General features: G+C 73.5%; 22 protein-coding genes and 1 pseudogene. 14 read left to right on the top strand and 9 right to left on the bottom strand.

Annotated features, from left to right (window positions below; genetic code table 11):
* Window positions 1-54: 54 nt before the first annotated feature.
* From BJ993_RS18820 to BJ993_RS18810, 3 genes are all read left to right on the top strand, one after another.
* Entirely contained in the window at window positions 55-1467 is a 1413-nt protein-coding gene (locus tag BJ993_RS18820; protein WP_179650530.1) for a phytoene desaturase family protein, read from the top strand.
* A gap of 148 nt (window positions 1468-1615) precedes the next feature.
* Window positions 1616-2926: a cryptochrome/photolyase family protein gene (locus BJ993_RS18815; RefSeq protein ID WP_179650528.1), complete on the top strand. Its 1311-nt coding sequence runs from the start codon at window positions 1616-1618 to the stop codon at window positions 2924-2926.
* Window positions 2927-2972: 46 nt separating this feature from the next.
* Window positions 2973-3596 carry an alpha/beta hydrolase gene (locus BJ993_RS18810; protein WP_242530580.1) on the top strand — a complete coding sequence of 208 codons (624 nt, stop codon included), beginning with the start codon at window positions 2973-2975 and terminating at the stop codon, window positions 3594-3596.
* Between the two features lie 80 nt (window positions 3597-3676).
* Here the strand turns inward: BJ993_RS18810 and BJ993_RS18805 are convergent, their stop codons facing one another.
* Entirely contained in the window at window positions 3677-3937 is a 261-nt protein-coding gene (locus tag BJ993_RS18805) for a metal-sensitive transcriptional regulator (RefSeq protein ID WP_036541962.1), read from the bottom strand.
* Window positions 3934-4362 (bottom strand): DUF302 domain-containing protein, encoded by a 429-nt coding sequence (locus BJ993_RS18800; protein ID WP_179650526.1) that lies wholly within the window; start codon window positions 4360-4362, stop codon window positions 3934-3936. The genes BJ993_RS18805 and BJ993_RS18800 overlap by 4 nt, the downstream gene beginning before the upstream one ends.
* Before the next feature lie 94 nt (window positions 4363-4456).
* Here BJ993_RS18800 and BJ993_RS18795 point away from each other — a divergent pair, with 94 nt between their 5' ends.
* The 4 genes and pseudogenes from BJ993_RS18795 to BJ993_RS18785 all read left to right on the top strand — a co-directional run bounded on the left by BJ993_RS18795 (window position 4457) and on the right by BJ993_RS18785 (window position 7393).
* A complete protein-coding gene (locus BJ993_RS18795) occupies window positions 4457-6613 on the top strand; it encodes an MMPL family transporter (RefSeq protein WP_308645627.1) in 2157 nt (718 codons plus the stop codon).
* Window positions 6614-6644: 31 nt separating this feature from the next.
* Window positions 6645-7022: a carboxymuconolactone decarboxylase family protein gene (locus BJ993_RS18790; RefSeq protein ID WP_179650522.1), complete on the top strand. Its 378-nt coding sequence runs from the start codon at window positions 6645-6647 to the stop codon at window positions 7020-7022.
* Between the two features lie 3 nt (window positions 7023-7025).
* Window positions 7026-7139, top strand: a pseudogene (locus BJ993_RS26840) (DUF8730 family Cys-rich protein); the annotation flags it as partial.
* 23 nt (window positions 7140-7162) lie between these two features.
* Complete coding sequence (locus tag BJ993_RS18785; protein WP_179650520.1) at window positions 7163-7393, top strand: YgaP family membrane protein; 231 nt, start codon at window positions 7163-7165, stop codon at window positions 7391-7393.
* Here the strand turns inward: BJ993_RS18785 and BJ993_RS18780 are convergent.
* From BJ993_RS18780 to pcaH, 6 genes are read right to left on the bottom strand one after another with little or no spacing between them, the layout of a single operon-like run.
* Complete coding sequence (locus BJ993_RS18780; RefSeq protein ID WP_036541956.1) at window positions 7372-8550, bottom strand: 4-hydroxybenzoate 3-monooxygenase; 1179 nt, start codon at window positions 8548-8550, stop codon at window positions 7372-7374. The two genes, BJ993_RS18785 and BJ993_RS18780, sit on opposite strands and share 22 nt — an antisense overlap.
* Window positions 8547-8948, bottom strand: a complete 402-nt coding sequence (pcaC, locus tag BJ993_RS18775) for a 4-carboxymuconolactone decarboxylase (protein ID WP_036541954.1) — start codon at window positions 8946-8948, stop codon at window positions 8547-8549. Before pcaC ends, BJ993_RS18780 begins: the two co-directional genes overlap by 4 nt.
* Window positions 8945-9682: an alpha/beta fold hydrolase gene (locus BJ993_RS18770; RefSeq protein WP_179650518.1), complete on the bottom strand. Its 738-nt coding sequence runs from the start codon at window positions 9680-9682 to the stop codon at window positions 8945-8947. The genes pcaC and BJ993_RS18770 overlap by 4 nt, the downstream gene beginning before the upstream one ends.
* Window positions 9675-10838, bottom strand: a complete 1164-nt coding sequence (locus BJ993_RS18765; RefSeq protein ID WP_179650516.1) for a lyase family protein — start codon at window positions 10836-10838, stop codon at window positions 9675-9677. Before BJ993_RS18765 ends, BJ993_RS18770 begins: the two co-directional genes overlap by 8 nt.
* Before the next feature lies 1 nt (window position 10839).
* On the bottom strand, window positions 10840-11388 hold the full coding sequence (pcaG, locus tag BJ993_RS18760) for a protocatechuate 3,4-dioxygenase subunit alpha (RefSeq protein ID WP_036541950.1): 549 nt from the start codon (window positions 11386-11388) through the stop codon (window positions 10840-10842).
* Window positions 11385-12185, bottom strand: a complete 801-nt coding sequence (gene pcaH / locus BJ993_RS18755; RefSeq protein WP_308645626.1) for a protocatechuate 3,4-dioxygenase subunit beta — start codon at window positions 12183-12185, stop codon at window positions 11385-11387. The genes pcaG and pcaH overlap by 4 nt, the downstream gene beginning before the upstream one ends.
* 65 nt (window positions 12186-12250) lie before the next feature.
* Between pcaH and BJ993_RS18750 the strand changes: the two genes are divergently transcribed.
* Window positions 12251-12997: an IclR family transcriptional regulator gene (locus BJ993_RS18750; protein WP_036541949.1), complete on the top strand. Its 747-nt coding sequence runs from the start codon at window positions 12251-12253 to the stop codon at window positions 12995-12997.
* Between the two features lie 33 nt (window positions 12998-13030).
* On the opposite strand, the gene BJ993_RS18745 is transcribed toward BJ993_RS18750, so the two are convergent.
* Complete coding sequence (locus tag BJ993_RS18745; protein ID WP_036541947.1) at window positions 13031-13789, bottom strand: glucose 1-dehydrogenase; 759 nt, start codon at window positions 13787-13789, stop codon at window positions 13031-13033.
* 135 nt (window positions 13790-13924) lie between these two features.
* Between BJ993_RS18745 and cls the strand changes: the two genes are divergently transcribed.
* The 6 genes from cls (at window position 13925) to BJ993_RS18720 (ending at window position 18126) form a co-directional block, all read left to right on the top strand.
* Window positions 13925-15397: a cardiolipin synthase gene (cls, locus tag BJ993_RS18740; protein ID WP_179650512.1), complete on the top strand. Its 1473-nt coding sequence runs from the start codon at window positions 13925-13927 to the stop codon at window positions 15395-15397.
* A 182-nt stretch (window positions 15398-15579) separates the two neighbouring features.
* Window positions 15580-15801, top strand: coding sequence for a hypothetical protein (locus BJ993_RS18735; RefSeq protein ID WP_179650511.1), 222 nt, complete (start codon window positions 15580-15582; stop codon window positions 15799-15801).
* A gap of 167 nt (window positions 15802-15968) precedes the next feature.
* On the top strand, window positions 15969-16181 hold the full coding sequence (locus tag BJ993_RS18730; RefSeq protein ID WP_179650510.1) for a DUF6458 family protein: 213 nt from the start codon (window positions 15969-15971) through the stop codon (window positions 16179-16181).
* A 10-nt stretch (window positions 16182-16191) separates the two neighbouring features.
* Window positions 16192-16320 (top strand): hypothetical protein, encoded by a 129-nt coding sequence (locus BJ993_RS26085; RefSeq protein ID WP_257026918.1) that lies wholly within the window; start codon window positions 16192-16194, stop codon window positions 16318-16320.
* Between the two features lie 99 nt (window positions 16321-16419).
* Window positions 16420-16629 (top strand): DUF6458 family protein, encoded by a 210-nt coding sequence (locus tag BJ993_RS18725; RefSeq protein WP_036541940.1) that lies wholly within the window; start codon window positions 16420-16422, stop codon window positions 16627-16629.
* 60 nt (window positions 16630-16689) lie between these two features.
* Window positions 16690-18126 (top strand): serine/threonine-protein kinase, encoded by a 1437-nt coding sequence (locus BJ993_RS18720; protein ID WP_179650509.1) that lies wholly within the window; start codon window positions 16690-16692, stop codon window positions 18124-18126.
* The last annotated feature ends 220 nt before the right edge of the window (window positions 18127-18346 follow it).

Below are 18346 nucleotides of genomic sequence, written 5' to 3'. Positions count from 1 at the left end.
GTCCGCACGCCGTGACATGGGAGGGACGCGGCTGTTGGGCCTACCGTCGTACCCATGACGGACGCACTCGTGGTCGGCAGCGGGCCCAACGGCCTGGCGGCCGCGCTGACCCTGGCGAAGGCCGGCGTGCAGGTCACCGTGCTCGAGGCGCGGGACGAGATCGGCGGCGGCACCCGGACCGTGCAGCCGTTCGGCGAGGGGATCCTCGTCGACCACTGCGCCGCCTTCCACCCGATGGCGGTGCAGTCGCCCGCGCTCGCCGGGCTGGACCGCTACGGCCTGCAGTGGGCCTGGCCGGAGATCGACGCGGCCCACCCGCTCGACGACGCCGCGCCGGCGCTGCTGCGCCGTTCCGTGGACGCGACGGCGGCCGGCCTGGGGGCCGACGCGCGCCGCTGGCGGATGCTCTTCGGCGCTCCCTCCCGAGCCTGGGAGAGGCTCGCCGGCGACATCCTCGGGCCGGTCGTCCACCTCCCCCGGCACCCGCTGCTGATGGGCCGCTTCGGCACGCCGACCCTGCTCCCGGCAGCCCTGCTGGCCCGCTTCTTCCGCACCGAGCAGGCCCGCGCCCTCTTCCTCGGTACGACGGCCCACGCGATGCGCCCGCTCACGGAGGTGCTCTCCTCGGCCATCGGCATGGGCATCCTGACGGCCGGCCACCACGACGGCTGGCCGGTCGTGGTCGGCGGCACCCAGGCGCTGACGGACGCGATGGCGAAGGCGCTCGTCGACCTCGGCGGCAAGATCGAGACCGGCGTCCGGGTCACCTCCGCGAGCCAGCTGCCGGCCGCCGACGCCGTCCTGCTGAACCTCTCGCCGACCGCCGCGCTGGGCCTGTACGACGACCAGCTGCCCTCCGGGAGCAGGCGCGCCTACCGCCGCTACCGCTACGGACCGGCCGCCTTCAAGGTCGACTTCGCCGTCGCGCAGGGCATCCCGTGGCGCGACGCCGAGCTCGCCGGCGCCGGCACGCTCCACCTCGCGGGCGGACCGGCCGAGATCATCGCCGGCGAGAAGGCCGTCGCCACCGGGCGGATGCCGGAGCGGCCGTTCGTCCTGCTCGGCCAGCAGTACGTCGCCGACCCATCCCGCTCACGTGGCGACGTGCACCCGGTCTACGCCTACGCCCACGTGCCGGCCGGCTACGACGGCGACGCCACCGAGGCGATCATCGCCCAGGTCGAGCGCTTCGCGCCGGGCTTCCGCGACCGGGTCGTGGGCACCCACGTGACCCGACCGGCGGACTTCGCCTCGGTCAACGAGAACTGGGTCGGTGGCGACATCCTCACCGGCGCCAAGTCGCCGGCGTCGCTGGTGCTCGGACCGCGGCCGGGCCGCAACCCCTACCGGACCGGCGCCCGCGGGGTCTACCTCTGCTCGGCGGCGGCGCCGCCGGGACCGGGCGCGCACGGCATGGCCGGCTACCGGGCGGCCCGGCTCGCGTTGAAGGACCTCGGGCTGCGCTGACCGGGGTCTCCGGTGGTCGAGGAGGTCGCGCAGCGACCGTCACCCGGTGGTCGAGGAGGTCGCGCAGCGACCGTGACCCGGTGGTCGAGGAGGTCGCGCAGCGACCGTCACGAGACCCGCTTTCCCGCCCGTCTGCCAGCATGGCCGGGTGACCCCGAGCATCCTGTGGTTCCGCCGGGACCTGCGTCTGGGCGACCACCCCGCCCTGCTCGCCGCGGCCGCCGACGGCCCGGTGCTGCCGGTCTTCGTCCTCGACGACGCGCTCCTGGCCCCCTCCGGCCCCGCGCGCCGGGCGTTCCTCGCCCGGTCGCTGGAGGCCCTCGACCGCGACCTGCGTGCGCACGGCCCGGGGCTGGTGGTGCGCAGCGGCCGGCCCGAGGAGGTGCTGTCCGCGCTGGTCGCCGAGACCGGCGCCGCGGCCGTGCACGTGAGCGCCGACTTCGGCCCGTACGGCGCCGCGCGGGACGCCCGCATCGAGGACGCCCTCGGTGACGTGCCGCTCGTGCGCACCGGGTCGCCGTACGCGGTCGCCCCGGGCCGCCTCTCCACCGGAGCAGGCCAGCCCTACAAGGTCTTCACGCCCTTCCACAAGGCGTGGGTCGACCACCGTTGGCGGGCGCCGGCGGAGTCCGACCCGGCCGCCGTCGACTGGGTCGGAGCCCCCTCGGACGGCCTGCCCGAGGCACCCGACCTGGGCGATGTCCAGCTGCCCGAGGCCGGGGAGGCCGCCGCCCTCGCCCGCTGGGAGGAGTTCCGCGGGACGCCGTACGACGACGTCCGCGACCGCCCCGACCTCGACGAGACCTCGCGCCTGTCCACCTACCTGCGCTGGGGCGCGATCCACCCGCGCACCCTGCTGGCGGACCTCGACGCCCGCAACCACCACGAGGCGGTCTTCCGCAAGGAGCTGGCGTGGCGGGAGTTCCACGCGCACGTGCTGCACGCGTGGCCGGACTCCGCGCGCGAGTACTTCAAGCCCGAGCTGAAGGGGCTGCCCTACGTGACCGGCCGCGCGCTGCGGGAGCGGCTGGCCGCGTGGGCGGAGGGCCGCACCGGCTACCCGATCGTCGACGCCGGGATGCGCCAGCTGCTCGCCGAGGGCTGGATGCACAACCGGGTGCGGATGGTCGTGGCGTCCTTCCTGGTCAAGGACCTCCACGTCGAGTGGACCCACGGCGCGCGGCACTTCATGCGCCACCTCGTCGACGGGGACCTCGCGAGCAACCAGCACAACTGGCAGTGGGTCGCCGGGTGCGGGACCGACGCGGCGCCGTACTTCCGGATCTTCAACCCGACCTCACAGGCCAAGAAGTTCGACCCCGACGGGGCGTACGTGCGCCGGTGGGTCCCCGAGCTGGAGGACCCGACGCGGGGCGACTACCCGGAGCCGATCGTCGACCACGCCGAGCAGCGCGCGGAGACGCTCGAGGCCTACCACCTGCTGCGCCAGCATGGCTGAGCAATCCGGCCGCCCGGCCGGCTCCGAAGACGGGGAGATGGATGCCGTGACCACCTCCCCGACGTTCACCGACGAGCACCTTCCCGCCTCGCCACGCGCGATCGCGCTGGTCCTGCACGGCGGTGCCGAGCACGGCACCATGCCGGTCGACGGCCGCAGCCTGTCGTGGCGCCGCGGCCGCGCGCTGGCCCGCCACCTCGCCGGCCCGCTGAACGGCGACGGCATCGGCGTGGTGCTGCTGCGCTACCGGGTCAAGGGCTGGAACGCCGCCGCCGGCGCACTCCCCTCGCCCGTCCCGGACGCGCGGTGGGCGCTGGATGCCCTCGCCGCCGAGCACGGCCTGCCCGTCGCGGTCGTCGGCCACTCGATGGGCGCCCGCACCGGCGTCGCCGTCGCGGACCACCCGTCCGTGCGCGGCGTCGTCGCGCTCGCCCCGTGGCTGCCGCCCAGCGACCCGGTCGAGCCACTGGCCGGCAAGGTCCTGCGCGCCGCCCACGGCCGCCGGGACCGGATCACCTCCGCCCGCGCGACGAGGAAGTACGTCGAGCGGGCGAGCGCCGTCGCCGACGCGGAGTTCACCGACATGGGCGCCGTCGGGCACTACCTCCTGCGCCGCACGTCGCTCTGGAACGCCTGGGCCACCGCGTCCGTGCGCGAGGTCCTCGCCTGACCCGGGTGGTGCGGTTCACCTACCGAAATTGTCGTGAGATCGCCTGATCCACGACGAATTCGGTAGGTGAACGGCGAAGATCAGGCCAGCGCGAGGAAGAGCTTCTCCATCTTCTTCGCGTCGACGCTGTCCGGGCCGCCCTCGACCAGGCACTTCTGCAGGCCGGTGGCGACCAGCGCGTAGCCGCCGCGCCCGACCGCCTTGTTGACGGCGGCGAGCTGCATCAGCGCGTCCTCGCACTCCGCGCCCTCCTCGAGCATCCGGATCACCGACGCCAGGTGGCCGTTGGCCCGCTTGAGGCGGGTGATGATCGCCTTGATCTCCTCAGGCTCCAGCTTCATCGGTTGCTCCCGTCAGGTGCTGCAGTCGCGGTCAGTGCCTCCATCATCCCGGTCAGCCGGGCACGACCCTCGGCGGCCACCTCGGCGAGCCGGGGGTCCGGCGCCAGTGAGGCGATCAGCGCAGGGTCCATGACATCGACGCGGGTGCGCCCCTCCCCTGCGTCGGCGACGACGACATTGCACGGCATCAGCGCCGCCACGCGCGGCTCGACCTGCAGGGCACGGTGGGCCAGCTCGGGCCGGCAGGCGCCGAGGATCAGCTGTGCGGGCACCTCCACGCCGAGCTTGGCCTGGAGCGTGGCGCGGATGTCGATCTCCGTCAGGACGCCGAAGCCGGCGTCGGCGAGCAGGGCGCGCACGCGCGCCACCGTCTCGTCGTACGACGCATCGAGGGTGGCTCCCAGCGTGAAGTCGGTGCTGTCCATCGGGTTCTCCTGTCGATTCACTATCCCCCCGGGGGGATCTGCTACTGTCCTGATCCTAACCCCCCGGGGGGATAACTCGAAAGGAGGCGCCACCGTGGCGCAGACGACATCGGCCGCACCGGAGGCGGCCTCGCACACCTGGCGGCCCGGCCCCCTCGGGCGGCTCGGGGTCTGGGTGACCGAGCACCGGGGAGGCGTCGGCCTCGTCTGGATCGCGATCGTGATCGGGCTGGGCGTCTTCGCCCCGTCCGTGGAGAAGAGCCTCTCCGGCGCCGGCTGGCAGGCCGACGGCTCGGAGTCCGTGACCGTGCGCGACCTCGCGCAGGAGCACTTCGGCGGCGACGCCAGCCACGCGATCCAGGTCGTCGTGCACGCGACCGACGGATCGCTCGAGTCCGGCACCGGCGCCCGGGTCGTGGCCGAGGTGACGCGCATCCTCGAGGACGAGCCGCGCCTGGCCGAGGTCATCGCCCCCGTGCCCGGCGCCAGCCTCTCCCCCGACGGCCGCACCGCCGTCGTGCTCGCGGGTGCGGGCGTCGACACCAACGAGATGGTCCGGGTCGCCACCGACCTGAAGGAGGAGCTCCAGGGCCTCTCGACCGGCGGCGTCGAGGTCAATCCCACCGGCTCGTCGCTGCTGTGGTCCGACTTCAACGAGGCGAACCTCGACGCGATGCTGACCTCGGAGATGTTCTCCTGGCCGGTCACCCTGGCGATCCTCGTGCTCGCCTTCGGCGCCCTCGTCGCAGCCGGGCTTCCGCTGCTGCTGACCCTGGCCGGGCTGGTGGCCTCCGCCGGCTCGCTGGTCCTCATCAACGAGGTCGTGCCCGTCTCCATCTGGGCGATGAACTTCGCGATGATGTTCGCCCTGGCACTCGGCATCGACTATGCACTCTTCCTCGTCGTCCGCTACCGGGCGGCCCGGCTCGGCCAGCACGGCTCGCCACGCCAGGCGATCGCCGAGACCATGGACACGGCCGGCAAGGCGGTCCTGCTGTCCGGCGCCACCGTGCTGGTGTCACTGTCCGCCGTGATGCTCGTGCCCTCGCCGTCGTTCCGCTCGATGGCCGGCGGCATCATGATCTCGGTCGTCTTCGTGCTGGCCGCGACGCTCACCCTGCTGCCGCTGGTGCTGTTCAAGCTCGACGGGCGGATCAACCGGCTGGCCCTGCCGTGGGTGAAGGTGGGCGAGCACCGCTCCCCCGTGTTCGCCCGGTGGGGTGAGCACCTGTGGCGGCGGCCGGCGGTGTGGGGCATCGGCTCCACCCTGGTGCTCCTGGTCCTGGCCGCTCCCGTCCTCGGCCTGAAGACGGGCATGCCCTCGATCAAGGTGCTGCCCGAGGACGCCAGTGCCCGGCTCGGCTACGAGCAGGTCAAGGACGCCTTCGGACCGGGCGCGCCCGGCATGCTGCAGGTCGTCGCGGACGGTATCGACGCCGACGCCACGAGCGCCGCCCTGGCCGCGGACCCGGGCATCGCCGCCGTGCTGCCCGCCATGCCGGCCACCGACGGCACCGACCGGGTGCTCGTCCAGGCGATGCCGACGGTGGACCCCTCCGACCCGGCGCTCCCGGACACGGTCGACCGGCTCCGGGCCGAGCTCCCCGACTCGGCGCTGGTCGGCGGCGCCGCCGTCGAGAACATCGACCTCACCGACCAACTGCACCGCTCGACGCCGGTGGTCATCGGCGTGGTCCTGCTCCTCGGCTTCCTGCTGCTGCTCGTCGCCCTGCAGGCACCGTTGATCTCCCTGCTCGGCACGCTCGCGAGCCTGCTGTCCACCGCCGCCGCCTTCGGTGTCGCCCGCCTGGTCTTCCAGGAGGGCCACGGCGCGGGCCTGCTCGGCTTCGAGTCACAGGGCTTCCTCGACGCCTGGGCGCCGGTGTTCTTCTTCGCGATGATCTTCGCCATCGCGATGGACTACACGGTCTTCCTGCTCGCCTCGGCGAAGGAGCACTGGGAGAAGTCGGGCGACCCGCGCGAGGCCATGGTCGGCGCCGTGGCCCACTCCGGCCGGGTGATCTTCGCCGCCGGCGGCGTCATGGTCGCGGTGTTCTTCACCTTCGCCCTGTCCGGCCCACTGCCTCCCAAGGAGATGGGCGTGATCCTCGGGGTCGCCGTCCTGCTCGACGCCTTCCTCGTCCGCCTGGTCCTGCTGCCCGTCCTGCTGCGCGTCTCCGGCCGCGCCGCCTGGGCGACGCCGGTGTGGCTGCGCCGGATCCTGCCCGCCATCACCTTCGCCCACGACTGAACCGCACCACGCACCCGAGAGGAAACCCGACATGACCGACCACACCTCGCCCCACGGCAAGCCACTGCTCGACGAGCTCTCGCCCCTGCACCGCCAGCTGCGCCGGGCCATCCCCGACGTCTACTCCGGCTTCGGCGCACTCTCCCATGCGGCCTTCGCCGACGGCGCCCTCGACAAGCGCACCAAGGAGCTGATCGCCCTCGCCATCGGCGTCGTCGAGGGCTGCGACGGCTGCATCGCCTCCCACGCGCAGGCAGCGGCCCGCGCGGGTGCGACCAAGCAGGAGGCCGCCGAGGCCATCGGCGTCACCTTCCTGATGCACGGCGGACCCGCGACCATCCACGGCGCCCGTGCGTACGACGCCTTCTGCTCCTTCGCCGACGCGCTGGCCGAGACCGAGGAGGCCTGAGCCATGTGCCGTCCCGTGCGCTGCAGGATCTGCAGCAAGACGACCTGGGCCGGATGCGGCCAGCACATCGCCTCGGTCAGGGCACAGGTGCCCGCGGACCAGTGGTGCCCGGGCCACGAGAAGCCGAAGCGGTGGTGGCGATGAACGTCGACCGCTTGGTGCTCGCGCTCGCGGGCTCGCTGGTGCTGCTCAGCGCGGCGCTCGCCGCCCTGGTCTCCCCGTGGTGGCTGCTGCTGACGGCCTTCGTCGGCGTGAACCTCCTCCAGTCGAGTCTCACCGGCTTCTGCCCGGCGGCGGTCGTGCTGCGACGGCTCGGGGTGCCCGCAGGCTGCGCGTTCCCGTCCCGACGTCAGGACGGCCAGCCGGTGTAGCCCTCCGCGAGGTACGTCGAGCCGGCCGTGGACGAGACGATCGACGTGAGCTCGCCGACCTGGCGTCGTACGTCGAAGTCGCTGGCGTCGGGCAGGCGGTGCAGCAGCGTGGTCATCCAGTACGAGAAGTGCTGGGCCCGCCACACCCGCTGCAGCGCCCGCTCGGCGTAGGAGTCCAGCGCGTCCGCGGCGCCGGAGCGCAGGTGGCGCTCGAGCTCCTCGGCCAGCACCCGGACGTCGGCGAGCGCCAGGTTGAGGCCCTTGGCGCCGGTCGGCGGGACGGTGTGCGCGGCGTCGCCGGCGAGCACGAGGTTGCCGTGGCGCAGCGGCTCCTGGACGAAGCTGCGGAAGGGCAGCACCGTCCTCGAGGTGATCGCGCCCTCCTTGAGCACGTAGCCGTTCGCGCCGACGCGGGACTGCAGCTCCTCCCAGATCCGGTCGTCGGACCAGTCGGCGACGTCCTCGCGGGGGTCGCACTGGAAGTACATCCGCTGCAGCGACTCGGTGCGCTGGCTGATCAGCGCGAACCCGCGGTCGGAGTGGCTGTAGATCAGCTCCTCGCTGCTGGGCGGGGCCTCGCAGAGGATGCCGAACCAGGCGAAGGGGTACTCGCGGAAGAACTGCCGGCGCAGCGCCTCCGGGAACTCATGGCGGCAGATGCTGCGCGAGCCGTCCGAGCCGACGAGGACCTTCGCCGCGACCTCGTGCGCGACGCCCTCCGCATCGGTGAACCTCATCACCGGGCGGTCGGTGGTGAGGTCGGCGACCGAGACGTCGCGTACGCCGAAGCGGACGTCTCCCCCGTCCCTGACCCGGGCGTCGGCGAGGTCGATGAAGACGTCGGTCTGCGGGTAGAGCTGGGTGCTCGCGCCCACCAGTCCCTGGAAGTCGATCCGGTGCCCGGCGCCGCCGAAGGCGAGCTCGATCCCGTCGTGGCGGTAGCCGTCGCGGTGCACGCGGTCGGAGACGCCCGAATCGACGAGCAGCCGGACGCTGTCCTGCTCCAGGATCCCGGCGCGGTGGGTGTTCTCGATCTCCTCGCGGGTGCGGATGTCGATCGCGACCGAGTCGATCCCGGCCCGCTGGAGCAGGTGCGCGAGCATCAGGCCGGCGGGGCCGGCGCCGACGATGGCGACCTCGGTGGTCGTGCGGTTCACTGCTGCTCCCCTGTGCTGTCGAGTCCTTCGAGGACCTGCTTCGCGACGGCGAAGGCGTGGTTGGCGGCCGGGACGCCGCAGTAGATGCCGGCCTGCAGGATCACCTCGGCGATCTCGTCGTCGGTGAGCCCGTTGGTGCGGGCGGCCCGCACGTGCATCGCGAACTCGTCCCAGTGGCCGAGCGCGATCATCGCGGTCAGTACGGCGACCGAGCGCGACCGGCGGTCGAGGCCGGGACGGGTCCACACACTCCCCCACGCGAAGCGGGTGATGAGCGCCTGGAAGTCCTCGGTGAAGGCGGTCTTCGCCGCCTCGGCGCGGTCGACGTGCGCGTCGCCGAGCACCTCGCGGCGCACCCGCATGCCGGCGTCGTGGGGGTCGACGTAGGGGTCGCTCACAGGTTCTCCTCGAGGTGGCTCAGGACCAGCGCGGCCGTCGCGGCCGGGTCCTCGATCGGGGGCAGGTGGCCGACGCCGTCGAGCACGACGTCGACCTGGTCGGGCGTGACCACGGTGTCGGCGGACCCACCCGCCACGAGCAGGGGTACGACGGATGCGCGGTCGCGGGCGTCGTACCGGGCCAGCGCCTCGCAGGCGAGCGCGTAGGACTCGTCGTCGACCTCGCGCAGCGCCATCAGCAGCGCACCGCCGGCGGACGGCGAGCGGTCGAGGAAGCCGGGCGCGAACCAGCGCTCCGAGGAGCCGGCCACCATGGCGGAGGTGCCGGCCTTGCGGACGAAGGCGGCCCGGTCGTGCCAGCCTTCCGGCGTACCGATGACGCGTGCGGAGGCGAGGGTGACGACGGCGCCGAACGGGCCCGGGTCGGCCGCGAGGGCGAAGCCGACGGCGCCGCCGAGCGACACCCCGGCGTAGGCGGCCGGGCGGCCGGCGGCCACCCGGGAGGCGCCGTCGCGCACGGCGGAGGCGAGGTCGTCGATCGTGAAGGCCGCCGCCGTCGGGCGGGAGGCACCGTGGCCGGGCAGGTCCCAGCCGACGACCTGGAGGTCAGCCGGCAGCGACGCCGCGCAGGACTGCCAGAGGTCGGCGGCACCGGTGCCGAGCGACGGTCCGACGACGAGCACGCGGGGAGCGTCGTCGTCGCCGGCGAGCTGGGTGAGGGCGAGCTCAGGCATGACGGCCCTCCCACCGCGCGACCGCGAGGTCGACGAGCCGGCCGGCCTCGCCGGTCGCGCCCCGGGCGTCGAGGGCACCGGCGTCCGTCGCGACGGCGACGCGCGCCGCCATGGCTGAGGTGTCGACCTGCAGGCCGGCGACCAGCTCGGCGGCCTGGCTGCCGGCGGTGACGGCGAGCTCGAGCAGTCGCGCGAACGCCGGCCACTCGGCGTGCCAGGCGCCGTCCGGCCGCTCGTCCACGGCGCCGGCCGCGGCGAGGTGGAGCTGGGCGGCGAGGCCCGGCGCCTGCTGGGCGGCGGCGTTGACGAGCACGGACAGGACGGGGTTCTGCTTGTGCGGCATCGTGGACGAGCCACCGCGCCCCTCGGCCAGGCTCTCGCGGACCTCGGCGACCTCGGGCCGTCCGAGCAGGAGGACGTCGGCGGCGAGCACACCGAGCGCGTCGGTCGCGGCGACCAGCGCATCGGCGATCGCCGTCACGGCTCCCCGGCGGGTGTGCCAGGGCAGCGCGTCGGCCAGGCCGAGCGCGGCCGCGAGGGCCGGGGCCGCGGCGTCCGCGCCGGGTCCGGCGAGCTCGGCGAGCAGCGCGCGGGTACCCGCGGCGCCGCCGTACTGGACCGGGAAGGAGAGCGCGTCGAGGCGGGCGACCGCGTCGTCGACGCCGGCCAGCCACTGCGCGGCCCGGAGGCCGAAGGTCGTCGGCACCGCCCACTGCGTGAGGGTGCGTGCGACGGCGACGTCGTCACGGTGGGTCCGGGCGAGCGACGCGAGCGCGTCGCCGGTCGCGACCAGGTGCGACCGCAGCCGTACGACGGCGTCGCGCGCCAGCAGCACGAGCGCACTGTCGAGGACGTCCTGGCTGGTCAGGCCGCGATGCACGGCACCGGCCGCGTCGCCGGCGGCCTCGCGCAGCAGGCCGACCAGCGGCACCACCGGGTTGCCCGCGGCCTCCGCGGCGACCGCCAGCGCGTCGAGGTCGACGTCCAGCCCGGCCGCGGCCTCCGCGACCTTCGCCGCCTCGGCCTCGGTCGCGACGCCGGTCGCGACGAGCGCCTTCGCCCACGCGACCTCGACGCACAGCATCGCCGCCACGACGGCCCCGTCGTCGGCGACGTCGGTGGCCCGGTGGGAGCCGGGGCGCAGCACGCCGGCCATGTCAGGCCCGGTGCCGCGGGTAGGCGAGGAAGACCGTCTCGCGCTCGCCCTGCAGGTGGACGTCGAAGCGCAGGTCGCCGGCCTCGTCGCGGACCACCTGCAGCGTGGCGGCGTCCTCCGGGGCGAGCCCGGCGAGGAAGGCGTCGCTCTCCCCCGGCAGGTAGGCGCGCGTGAAGAGCCGGTCGAGCAGGCCGCGGGCGAAGACGGTGACCGCGAAGAAGGCGGCACCGCCCCGCACTCCCCCGGGTGCGACCGTCGTGAAGGCGTACCGCCCGCCGGCGTCGGTCGCCGCCCGCCCCCAGCCGGTGAACCGGCCGTCGCGGGCGAGGGAGCCCTCGACCCGCGGGGTCGCGCCGGCGGCGTCGGCCTGGCGGATCTCGAGGAGCGCGTCGGGGACCGGGACCCCGGCGCCGTCGTACACGGTGCCGTGGAGGCGGACCGCGCCCGGCGTGCCGGGCGGGACCAGGTGCGCGCCGCCGTCGTACGGCAGGGCGTAGTGGAAGAACGGGCCGACGGTCTGGCCGGGCGTCGGCTCCAGCGTGGCGGTCATCGGTGGTCCTCCCCGTCCTGGTCGTCGAAGGTGGCCTCGAGCGGGGTCGCGTGCGTGCCGGTGAGGACGATGTCCCAGCGGTAGCCGGTCGCCCACTCGTGCGTGGTGACGTCGTGGTCGTAGGTCGCGACGAGCCGGTCGCGCGCGGACTGCTCGGTGATCGACTGGTAGATCGGGTCGAGCGCGAAGAGCGGGTCGCCCGGGAAGTACATCTGCGTCACCAGCCGCTGCGTGAACTCCGTGCCGAACAGCGAGAAGTGGATGTGCGCGGGCCGCCAGGCGTTGTGGTGGTTGCGCCACGGGTACGGGCCGGGCTTGATCGTCGTGAACCGGTAGTTCCCGTCGGCGTCGGTCAGGCAGCGGCCGACGCCGGTGAAGTTCGGGTCGATCGCAGCAGGGTGCTGGTCGCGCTTGTGGATGTAGCGCCCGCCCGCGTTGGCCTGCCAGATCTCCACGAGCTGGTGGCGCACCGGCCGCCCGTCGCCGTCGAGCACGCGCCCGGTCACGACCATCCGCTCGCCGATCGGGTCGCCGCCGTGCTGGATCGTGAGGTCCGCCTCGACGGGGTCGACGTCGGAGTGGCCGAAGACCGGCGCGACCAGCTCGATGCCCTCCGGGTCGGCGTGGCGCAGGTCCTTGGTGGGATGGCGCAGGACCGAGCTGCGGTACGGCGGGAAGTCGATCCGCGGCTGCGCGGCACCCGGCGGCGTCGCGGCGTGGGCCTCGGTGATCTCGGCCGTGACCTGCTCCTGCGGCACGAGGGCCGGGGCGGTGCTGGTGGACGTGGTGGTGAGCACGGTCACACGCTAGGCCCGCGCCGCGCCCCGGGCGATAGAGTCATTCCACTCAGCGAAAGGTACTCATGGCCGGCAACACCTCCGTCCCCGGCGCGACCGTCGTCTCCCGGGCGCTCGCGCTGCTCTTCGCGTTCGACGACGCGCACCGCCGGCTCACCCTCTCCGAGCTCGCCCGGCGCGCCGACCTGCCCGTCCCCACCGCGCACCGCCTGGTCGGCGAGCTGGTGGCCGGCGGCGCGCTGGTGCGCCGCCCCACCGGCGAGTACGTCGTCGCGCGACGCCTGTGGCAGACGGGCCTGCTCGCCCCCGTCGAGACGGGGCTGCGCGAGATCGCGGCGCCGTTCATGAACGACCTGCACGCCGCCACCCGCGCTACGGTGCACCTCGCCGTCCGCGAGGGGACCGAGGTGCTCTACCTGGAGCGGTTGTCCGGTCGCGCGTCGGTGCCCGTCGTGAGCACCGTCGGCTCCCGGCTCCCCCTCCACGCGACCGGTGTCGGGAAGGTGCTCCTGGCCCACGCACCGGAGGACGTCGTCGAGGCCGCCCTCGCGCGGCTGGCCCGCGTGACGCCGTACACGATCACGCAGCCGGGGCGGATGCGTGAGCAGCTGGAGCGGATCCGCCACGACGGCTACGCGACCACCGTCGAGGAGATGACGCTGGGCGCCTGCTCCGTCGCGGTGCCGATCAGCGCAGGCGACCGGGTCATCGGAGCCCTCGGCATCGTGGTGCCCTCGCTCAAGCGCGACCGCACCCGCCTCGTCGCCGCGCTCCAGGTCGCCGCGCAGGGCATCGGCCGCTCGGTCGGCTGACCCGCACCGCTGGTCGAGGAGCCGTCGGCGCGATCAGATCAGCGACGACGTGATCCCGCCGTCGAGGGTGAGGATCGACCCGGTCACCCACGACTGCTGCGCGTCCGCGAGGAAGGCCACCGCCCGCGCCACGTCCTCCGGGTCGCCGAAGCGCCCCTGCTTGGCCTCGATCACCGGACCGAAGCCGCCCTCGGGAAGGCCGAGCAGGCGCTCGAACTCGGGCGCCGCGTCGTTGACCAGGTCGGTGCCGATGAAGCCCGGTGCGACGGCGTTGACCCGGACGCCGTGGTCGCGCAGCTCCATCGCCGCGGTCTTGGTGAGGTTGATGACCGCGGCCTTGGCAGCGGCGTACGACGCGATGAGGGGCGTGCCGGTCGTACCGCTCACCGAGGCGATGGAGACGATCGAGCCGCCGCCGGAGGCGATGATGGCGGGCGCCGCCCAGCGCAGGCTGAGGAAGACGCCGTCGAGGTTGACCGACGTGACCTCGCGCCACTGGGCGAGGTCGGTGTCGAGGATCGGCGCGACGATGCCGATGCCGGCGTTGGGGACCATCAGGTCGAGGCGCCCGTGGTGGTCGGTCGTGGCCGCGACCAGCGCCCGGACCTGGTCCTCGTCACGGACGTCGCAGGGTACGGCGATCGCGCCGTCGATCTCCTTCGCCGCGACCTCGGCGGCCGAGGCGTCGAGGTCGGAGACCACGAGCTGGTAGCCCCGGGAGGCGAGCTCGCGGGCCGTGCTCAGGCCGATGCCCTTCGCGGATCCGGTGACGATGGCGACGGGTGCGGACATGGCTTCCTCCAGGGTGGCGTGCGAGCTGTCGCGCCACCGTAGGGACGCGGGCGCCCCGTCCGGACCGGCCCGACGCGACAACAACCGACGCGTCGGTTGTGCGCCTGTGACGAACGCCCGCCCTACTGTTCATCCATGAATTTCCCTGTGCCGACGTCGACGCTCGGCTGGATCGTCCTCGGCCTCGACATCGTGCTGCGCTTCGTCGCGCTCGGGATCATCCCGGGCAACCGGAAGCCCTCGACGGGAATGGCCTGGCTGCTGCTGATCATGATCGAGCCGATCATCGGGTTCTCGATCTTCCTGCTGCTCGGCCGCACCCGCCTCGGCAACCGGCGGATCACCCGCCAGAAGGCGGCGATCGCGGCGATCCGCGAGCGTGCCGACGAGCTGCCGCTGTCCTTCGACAGCACCGTGCTCCCGGCGCCGATAGCGCGGGTCGCCGACCTCAACCACCACCTCGGGGCGCTCCCCCTCACCGGAGGCAACGAGGTCCAGTTGTGGCCGGACTACGCGGGCGTGATCGAGGAGATGGCCCGCGAGGTCGAGCGGGCGCGCAGCCACGTGCACGTGGAGTTCTACATCACCGCGTGGGACGAGGTGACCGACCCGCTCTTCCAGGCGCTGGTGCGCGCGACGGGCCGCGGCGTCGACGTACGCCTGCTCTTCGACCACCTCGGCTCGCGCCGCCTCAAGGGCTACCGCCGGATGTTGAAGCGGCTGCGGGGTACGTCGATCGAGTGGCACCCGATGCTGCCGATCAAGCCGTTGCAGGGACGGTTCCGCCGCCCGGACCTGCGCAACCACCGCAAGATCCTCGTCGTCGACGGCACCGTCGGCTTCACCGGCTCGCTCAACCTCACCGAGCCCGGCTACAACAATCCGAAGAACCACCGGCTGGGCCGCGAGTGGGTCGAGCTGATGGTGCGCCTGGAGGGCCCGGTCGTCGGCGGCCTCAACGCCGTCTTCGCCTCGGACTGGTACGTCGAGACGGGCGAGGTCGTGGAGCTGGTGCCCGTCTTCGGCCAGCCCGACGTCCGCCCCGACGAGGTGCTCGACGTCCCCTGCCAGGTGGTCCCCAGCGGCCCGGGCATCGTCGCGGAGAACAACCTGCGCATGTTCACGTCGCTGATCTACGCCGCGACCCAGCGGATCTCCCTGACCTCGCCGTACTTCGTGCCCGACGAGTCGCTCCTCTACGCCGTCACCACCGCGGCCGAGCGCGGCATCGAGGTCGAGCTGTTCGTCAGCGAGGTCTCCGACCAGTTCATGGTCGGCCACGCACAGGCGTCGTACTACCGCGCGCTGCTCGAGGCCGGCGTCCGGATCTTCCGCTACCCCGCGCCGTTCATCCTCCACGCGAAGCACTTCACGATCGACGACGACGTCGCGGTGATCGGCTCCAGCAACATGGACATGCGCTCGTTCGGCCTCAACTACGAGATCTCGCTGATGCTCCCCGACCCCGCCGTCGTCGAGCGGCTGCGCGAGGTGCAGGACGACTACCGGGCCCTGTCGACGGAGCTGACCCTCCCCGAGTGGGAGCGGCGCCCGCGCCGGACGAAGTACGTCGACAACGTGATGCGGCTGACCGCGGCGCTGCAGTAGCGGATCCGATGGTCGTCGCGGAGAGGATCCGAGACGGTCGTCCCGGGTGGGTAGTCACGACGGGTCATCCGCCCGAATCCTTCGACCTGACCTGACGCGCGCCCATTGCTACGGCGGTGAGCGACCCCTGATCCTCGTGAAGAAGGGTCTCGGTCATGTGTCAGGAGTTCAGGGAGGAACCCATGAGCGCTCTCGAAGCCACCGTCGTCGACACTGACGTCTCGCTCGGCGCGGCCACCGCGCCGGCCGGTCCGCGGATCCCCGCGGAGCTGGAGGAGACCATCCTCGAGATCGCCGCCTCCGAGCGGGCCCTCGACGAGCTGCTCGGCCGGGCGGACCGCCTGCACGCCAGCCATATCCAGCACGAGCCGCACAGCTGCCTCGTCTGCTTCACGCAGCGCTGAGCCCGAGGGGCCGGGCGCACGAAACGACCGCGGCGGAGCAGCCCGCGTCGAGTGGGGCGGCTGCTCCGCCGCGGCACCCCGGCGGCCGCTGAGGTCGCGCACGGCGCCTCCATCCGTCCTACGATCCGATGGGTCTGGACCGGTCGTCGCCGGGCACTGACAGCGCCATGTACATCGGACTCGGAATCGTTCTCCTCGTCCTCGGCCTCATCCTCGCCCTGGACGTCATCACGGTGGACCTGCAGTTCGTCGACGACGGCGCGCTCGGCACGATCCTCATCGTCGCCGGCGTGCTCGCGATCGTGCTGTCGCTCTTCATGGCTCCGCGGTGGCGACGCGACCGCGTGGTCCACGAGTACGACGACCGTCCGCTGCGCTGAGGAGCCCGCCATGTCACTCGCCCAGCCCCCGGGCCGCCGCGCGGCCGGCCGCCGGCCCGTCGACGCCGAGGCGTCGGGGCTGCACCTCTTCCTCGGCATCCTGCTGATGCTCGGGCTGCTGGTGGCGCTGACGCTCTGATCCCGCCCGCCCGGTGTCGAGGAGGTGGCGCAGCAACCGCCAGGAGACGCCCTCTCGGCGCACGGGTATGCGGTGGCTGCCCCGGGGCACCGAGCGGGCATGTACATCGGACTCGGAATCGTCCTCCTCGTCCTCGGCCTGATCCTCGCCCTGGACGTCATCACCGTCGACATCGACTACGTCAACGACGACCTGCTGGGCACGATCCTGATCGTCGCCGGTGCGCTCGCGATCGTGTTGTCCCTGGTCGTCGCACCGCCGTGGCGCCGCGAGCGCGTCGTCCACCACGACGACCGACCGCTGCGCTGAGCCCCGCCCGGCACTGGTCCGGTGCGCGGGCCGTCGGCGCCGAACGGGCATCATGGCGCCATGTCTCCGGGTGACCTGCTGGCCGGCCGTTACGAGCTGCGGAGCCCGATCGGGCGTGGTGCGAGCGGCGAGGTGTGGCAGGCCCGCGACACGGCGCTCCAGCGCGACGTCGCGGTCAAGGTGGTCTCGCTCGCCGGAGCCGACGACGCCGAGACGGCGCGCTTCCAGCAGGAGGCACGCACGGCCGCGTCCCTCAACCACCCGCACGTCGTGGGCGTCTACGACGCGGGCACCGACGGCGACCGCGCCTTCCTCGTCATGGAGCTGCTGCCCGGCCCGACGCTGGCGACGCTGGTCCGGGAGGAGGGACCGCTCGCGCCGGAGCGGGCCGCCGACCTCGCCGCGCAGGCGGCCACGGGTCTCGAGGCCGCCCACCGGGTGGGAGTCCTCCACCGCGACGTCAAGCCCGGCAACCTGGTCCTCGACGCGCGGGGACGGGTGCGCCTGGTGGACTTCGGGATCGCCCGCCTGACCGAGGCGACCGGCACCCGGCTGACGGCCACCGGGATGGTGGTCGGAAGTGCGTCGTACCTCTCCCCCGAGCAGGCCCGTGGCGACGCCGCCACCCCGGCGAGCGACCACTACGCCCTGGGCTGCACCCTGATGACGCTCCTGACCGGGGAGCCGCCGTTCACGGCCGAGCACCCGATGGCCGTGCTGCGCCAGCACCTCGACGAGGCCCCGCCCCGCGTGAGCGACCGGCGCGACGGCGTACCCGCCTGGCTGGACGCCGCCGTCGACGACCTGCTCGCGAAGGACCCGGTACGACGTGCGGCCGGCGTCGCCGCCCTGCAGCGCGGTGGTCCGCCCTCACCCGGCGCCACCGCAGTGCTGCCGGACGCCGCTCCGTCCCCGTCCACCACGGCCGTGCTGCCGCCACCTCCCCCGCCACCACCCACGACTCGGCGGCGCCTGCCCGTCGGCATGCTCGCCGCCGCGGCGCTCGCTGCCGTCGTCGTCCTCGTGGTGGTCATCGCGGTCCTCGCGCAGGACGACGACGCCCCGCCGCCGGACGCTTCGGCGAGCACCAGCGAGCGCTCGACCGCGACGCCGACTCCGACGACGGACGATCCCGGCACGGCGCCCCCTGCGACCACGGACGGTGCCGCGGAACCCTCGACCCTCGCCGACGCCGTCGCCGCCCTCCGCGACGTCGTCGCCCAGGAGGCCCGGTCGGGCGGGCTCGAGGGCAAGACCGCCGACGACCTCACCAAGCGCGTCGAGGACCTGCAGAAGGCGCTCGAGGACGACAAGCCCGGCAAGCCCGGCAAGCCCGGCAAAGGGGGCAAGGGCGGCGACGACGAGGACGACACGCTCGCCAAGCCTCTCGACGAGATCGCCCGGAAGCTGGCAGAGGGCCAGGAGAAGGGCGAGGTCTCCTCGTCCGCAGCGGACCGCATCTCCTCGGCCGTGGACGGGGTCCGCGCGTTCCTGTGAGTCCGGTGGTCGAGGAGGTTGCGCAGCACCGCCGGTGGTCGAGGAGGTTGCGCAGCACCGCCGGTGGTCGAGGAGGTTGCGCAGCACCGCCGGTGGTCGAGGAGGTTGCGCAGCACCGCCGGTGGTCGAGGAGGTTGCGCAGCACCGCCGGTGGTCGAGGAGGTTGCGCAGCACCGCCGGTGGTCGAGGAGGTTGCGCAGCAACCGTCACGAGACCCCCG

Source organism: Nocardioides aromaticivorans (assembly GCF_013408525.1).
Taxonomy (GTDB): domain Bacteria; phylum Actinomycetota; class Actinomycetes; order Propionibacteriales; family Nocardioidaceae; genus Nocardioides; species Nocardioides aromaticivorans.
Note: the sequence above shows the minus strand (reverse complement) of the source record. Positions and strands in the feature narration are given on the sequence as shown.

Coding starts and splice junctions, on each gene's coding strand:
- BJ993_RS18820 (WP_179650530.1), top strand. CDS start 55: ATGACGGACGCACTCGTGGTCGGCAGCGGGCCCAACGGCCTGGCGGCC.
- BJ993_RS18805 (WP_036541962.1), bottom strand. CDS start 3,937: ATGAAGCTGGAGCCTGAGGAGATCAAGGCGATCATCACCCGCCTCAAG.
- BJ993_RS18800 (WP_179650526.1), bottom strand. CDS start 4,362: ATGGACAGCACCGACTTCACGCTGGGAGCCACCCTCGATGCGTCGTAC.
- BJ993_RS18790 (WP_179650522.1), top strand. CDS start 6,645: ATGACCGACCACACCTCGCCCCACGGCAAGCCACTGCTCGACGAGCTC.
- BJ993_RS18785 (WP_179650520.1), top strand. CDS start 7,163: ATGAACGTCGACCGCTTGGTGCTCGCGCTCGCGGGCTCGCTGGTGCTG.
- BJ993_RS18770 (WP_179650518.1), bottom strand. CDS start 9,682: ATGCCTGAGCTCGCCCTCACCCAGCTCGCCGGCGACGACGACGCTCCC.
- BJ993_RS18765 (WP_179650516.1), bottom strand. CDS start 10,838: ATGGCCGGCGTGCTGCGCCCCGGCTCCCACCGGGCCACCGACGTCGCC.
- pcaG (WP_036541950.1), bottom strand. CDS start 11,388: ATGACCGCCACGCTGGAGCCGACGCCCGGCCAGACCGTCGGCCCGTTC.
- BJ993_RS18750 (WP_036541949.1), top strand. CDS start 12,251: ATGGCCGGCAACACCTCCGTCCCCGGCGCGACCGTCGTCTCCCGGGCG.
- BJ993_RS18745 (WP_036541947.1), bottom strand. CDS start 13,789: ATGTCCGCACCCGTCGCCATCGTCACCGGATCCGCGAAGGGCATCGGC.
- cls (WP_179650512.1), top strand. CDS start 13,925: ATGAATTTCCCTGTGCCGACGTCGACGCTCGGCTGGATCGTCCTCGGC.
- BJ993_RS18735 (WP_179650511.1), top strand. CDS start 15,580: ATGAGCGCTCTCGAAGCCACCGTCGTCGACACTGACGTCTCGCTCGGC.
- BJ993_RS18730 (WP_179650510.1), top strand. CDS start 15,969: ATGTACATCGGACTCGGAATCGTTCTCCTCGTCCTCGGCCTCATCCTC.
- BJ993_RS26085 (WP_257026918.1), top strand. CDS start 16,192: ATGTCACTCGCCCAGCCCCCGGGCCGCCGCGCGGCCGGCCGCCGGCCC.
- BJ993_RS18725 (WP_036541940.1), top strand. CDS start 16,420: ATGTACATCGGACTCGGAATCGTCCTCCTCGTCCTCGGCCTGATCCTC.
- BJ993_RS18720 (WP_179650509.1), top strand. CDS start 16,690: ATGTCTCCGGGTGACCTGCTGGCCGGCCGTTACGAGCTGCGGAGCCCG.